The organism is Microcystis sp. LE19-10.1B (assembly GCF_027530565.1).
GTDB lineage: Bacteria > Cyanobacteriota > Cyanobacteriia > Cyanobacteriales > Microcystaceae > Microcystis > Microcystis aeruginosa.
In genome coordinates this window covers 1-3,867 of record NZ_JAPZQM010000221.1, presented here as the reverse complement: position 1 = coordinate 3,867, position 3,867 = coordinate 1, and the positions used below count along the sequence as shown (strand labels likewise).

Sequence of the window (3,867 nt, the reverse complement as noted above, 5' to 3'; positions counted from 1 at the left end):
ATAATAAATTTGGCAGAGGATTAAAGATTAGTTATTGTGACTAACTCTTTTGGTTAGAACAAGATAAACTTGAGAATCTTCGGTCAAATTTATTGACTCAAAATCAGCTATACTTAATTTAAATGAAACAGCCCTACCCTTGCCCCCCCCCGACGTCGGGGGGGGCAAGGGGGACTATCGTAGGGCATACGAAAAGTAACGCGCAAGCGTGAGAACCACCTCTGGGTTGGATAACGCAAGGCATCTAATTTAAGTGGACTCGTTGAACTAAGAATCCCGAAGCGCTTAGTGCGACGGGATTGTCAAATAACTTCAAATTTTCGTGAGTGTTCACTTATCAGTAATCAGTTATCAGTTATCAGTTATCAGTGATCAGTTATCAGATTTAAGTTTACCGATCTCCCCACTTCCCCACTTCCCCAATTCATAATTCATAACTAACGAATGGGTTTAGCTAAATCACCGACTTTAAAACCATTACCGGTAATGATGCGACCGACGCTAGATTGACCATCAGCTTCGACAATTTCGAGAGTGCCAATCGGTTGAGTAATCTGACGGATAACCTTACCCGTTTGCGGATCCTTGACCGTTTGAGTCGTCCGTTCGATGGAAATGCGTAAACCGACACGATAACCTTCTCCCGTACCTTTATTGAGAATTACCTGATTTCCCGCCACGGCAGCCACTAAAGCGGTGACAGTCGGGAGCGAGCGAGGTGTAGCGGCGATTTGGTCGGCTTTATCATTGAGATTATCCACCACCCGCGCCACTGCCTTATCGGTGGCAATACTGAGTAATTTCCCTTCATTGGAAGTTTGGGAACCACCCCCAACGCCTAAAACCACGGTTGAACCATCGGATTGATTGGCAGTACCATCTCCCTGAGCGGTGGTAATAATTTCGGCCGTGGTGGTATTAATTGCCCGGACATTCAACTTGACAAAAGCATCGGTTTCTGTCTTGGCAGTGCTAAAAATAATAAACGAGCCACCGGATTGTTTTTTTTGTAAATCGAATTGGGTAATCGAACCGATAATCACCACATCTACCCCCAAAATTTGCCCGATTTGAGCAGCGGTAGCGGCATCTACCCGTCCCGAAGCCCCCAAATTCTGTTCTCTAAGGACGGCATCAATGCGACTGCGCTCAATGACTGTATAGCGACCACTTTCCACCAATTTATTGACGAGAATATCACTGACACCACTGGCTCCACCATTGAGAAATGTTAACCACTGGGGATTACTGAGACCGCTATAATCGAAGTCTAAAACCGCTACTCGCACCTTTTCGCTTTTTTGGGCTAAGAGTAATGGTAAATTGTTAGAGATAGCTTGGGAGAAAGCCGGTGCGTTAAAGCTAAAACCCAAACTAGAAGCGACTCCCACAAGGGTGATTAGGGCAGAAAAACCACGGATACTATCTCGATCGAACATGATAATGAGTTCTCCAGTCAAATAGAATATAGCTCATAATACATCTGAAAATTGCTCTAACTATCGAGAGGGAGAATTTTGAATGGCAGTAATTAAACCTCTCACTTCCTCGGTTCCCTCGGAAGCTTCAAAGGAAGTGGGAAATTTACCCTTAGCAATCATCCGCAATCCCAAGGGGGCAATACTTAATAAACCCTGTAAATCGCGCCAATAATTGCCCAGCACATAGAGGCCGAATTTGCGTTCATCCACCCATCCCCCTGCTTTGACTAATTCCACTAAAACTTTCCGGTGACGAATGGGACGACTACTATCGGCCGACTTGCGAGCGAGTATTTCCTGTTTAATTTTACCGATCTGATCCATAGGAGCCACTTCCATAGGACAAACCGCATTACAGAAATAGCAACGGGTACAACCCCAAACCCCTGCGGTGCCTTGGTTATAAAGTTCTAGGCGACCTTCTTGATTACCATCGCGGGAATCTGCTAGAGTGCGCTGCGCTTTTGCTAAAGCGTGGGGCCCGACAAAATCAGGATTGACTTGCTTGGCGTTACATTCCGAATAACAGGCCCCGCACATAATGCAGTTACCCATCTGATTGAGATTGGCTCTTTCTTCTGGAGTTTGCAGAAATTCTCGTTCGGGAATGCTACGTGCTTGACTACTAATATAAGGTTCAACTTTTTCTAAATCGTCCCAAAACGGTTGCATATTGACAATTAAATCCCGGATAATCGGTAAATTACCCAGAGGGGCGATCGTGATTTCGGGAATTTCTCCGGCATCTTTTTGGCTACAATGGTTTAATTCACTGGCGATATTTTGTTGACAAGCCAAGGCCGAACGACCGTTAATTTTCATCGCACAGCTGCCACAAATTGTATTGCGGCAATTTTTACGAAAGGCCAAAGTTCCATCAAGTTCCCATTTGATGCGATTAAGGCAGTCGAGAATTGTATTTCCCGCCTCCACCTCTAGGGTAAAATTTTCTAGGTAGGGGGTGTCGTTGGGTCGTTGACGCAGAATTTTAAAAGAAACTTCCATACTCGGCACGGGGATGAGGGACTCCTAATACTCAGGATAATCGATGTTAACGGGCCAAAGGGGAGCTAGTAATGGTAATTAATCCTTAAGATTTTCCCCGGTCGGTTGAGCCAAGGGGTGGGTATCTAGGCCTAATGATAGATGGGGAAGTCGCTCGAAAACAGTTTAATCACCCCGGATTTGCTGCTCTGGGTCATTAGTTTTTTGCCAACTCCAACCACAATTATAGTTGCTCAATTCCTTGCTAGGTATAGCTTTATCGGTTTTATGGCCTTACTTTCTCCCCCCTGTTTTCCTCCCACCCGACCAAAAATTGCCAGAGTCTTGACCAAAAATTTCCCCTCCCCCACAAGGTTTACACTTACTACCTAGTCCGGGGTCTTCTTACCACGATTGTCATCACCGAACCATCAGTTTTAAAAAATTTATTATTCCCCTCTAGACATTTTTGGCGAGATTTTTGGTATGATCAATTTGTCAGTGTAAACTTAATTGACAGTCAGTCAAAAATCAAGGAACATTAAAAAGTACCATGAGTGATGTCTCTCCTACTCCCCTAACCGGGAAAGCTCTACTTCAAAAAGTCAAAGAGTTATCCCACTTACCCCGTCGCGAAACGGCAAAACGTTGTGGTTACTACTCTCAAAGTAAAGATGGTCAGGTTCGGGTCAATTTAACCGACTTTTACGATGCTGTTTTGGGTGCAAAAGGGGTTCCTCTTGATCCCGAAGGCACTAAAGATGGCCGCGGCCGCGAACCCACTTTCCGGGTTAGTGTCCATAAAAATGGTCAAATCGTCATCGGTTCCACCTATACCGAACAAATGAACTTGCAGCCTGGCGATGAGTTTGAAATCAAACTTGGCTACAAGCACATCCACCTCAAACAAACGGAATCAGAAGAACCGGTAGAAGCTTAAATAGGTTACGGAGTAGGGATAAGGAAAAAAAAATCGGCAGTCAAAAGGGCTAATTTTGACAGGACCGACCAAAAAGACAATATAGATTCTTATCCCTAATTCTAACCCCTGACCGCCTCTTTCATCAACTCGAGGGGTTTTCCTTAAGCACTTTTTCTTCTTTTTCGCAACCCCCTAGGGATGGATTTTTGTTGGAGCTAGGCTTTATCAGGGCAAAGTTCCACAGTTATTCTGTCCCTGGAGGGTTTGTTGTTTTAGCCATCAGGAGACTCCGAGACAGGAGACTCCGAGACAGGAGACTCCGAGACAGGAGATTATTTCTATTTAGGGTTTGCTGAATAATGGTAAAACCCTTTTAAAATAAAGCTTTTGACCTGTTAAAGTCCGATGTTCATGCTGCGAAAATAGGATTGGGACGTTCAAAAACCTTGCATTATCCTTCTTGTAGTACATCGCTTGGTA

Annotated in this window: 3 protein-coding genes; 1 reads left to right on the top strand and 2 read right to left on the bottom strand. The window is 44.6% G+C overall.

Translation table 11 applies throughout. The annotated features are described in order from the left end of the window. Positions 1–437 precede the first annotated feature (437 nt). Both O9332_RS08045 and O9332_RS08040 read right to left on the bottom strand, forming a co-directional pair. Complete coding sequence (locus O9332_RS08045; RefSeq protein ID WP_002759729.1) at positions 438–1,439, bottom strand: CsgG/HfaB family protein; 1,002 nt, start codon at positions 1,437–1,439, stop codon at positions 438–440. A gap of 60 nt (positions 1,440–1,499) precedes the next feature. Next, positions 1,500–2,486 (bottom strand): succinate dehydrogenase/fumarate reductase iron-sulfur subunit, encoded by a 987-nt coding sequence (locus tag O9332_RS08040; RefSeq protein WP_002759728.1) that lies wholly within the window; start codon positions 2,484–2,486, stop codon positions 1,500–1,502. Between the two features lie 532 nt (positions 2,487–3,018). Between O9332_RS08040 and O9332_RS08035 the strand changes: the two genes are divergently transcribed. Beyond that, complete coding sequence (locus O9332_RS08035; protein ID WP_002759727.1) at positions 3,019–3,405, top strand: AbrB family transcriptional regulator; 387 nt, start codon at positions 3,019–3,021, stop codon at positions 3,403–3,405. The last annotated feature ends 462 nt before the right edge of the window (positions 3,406–3,867 follow it).

Excerpts from the sequence above, each read along its gene's own strand:
- O9332_RS08045 (WP_002759729.1), bottom strand. The coding sequence starts at position 1,439 with ATGTTCGATCGAGATAGTATCCGTGGTTTTTCTGCCCTAATCACCCTT.
- O9332_RS08040 (WP_002759728.1), bottom strand. The coding sequence starts at position 2,486 with ATGGAAGTTTCTTTTAAAATTCTGCGTCAACGACCCAACGACACCCCC.
- O9332_RS08035 (WP_002759727.1), top strand. The coding sequence starts at position 3,019 with ATGAGTGATGTCTCTCCTACTCCCCTAACCGGGAAAGCTCTACTTCAA.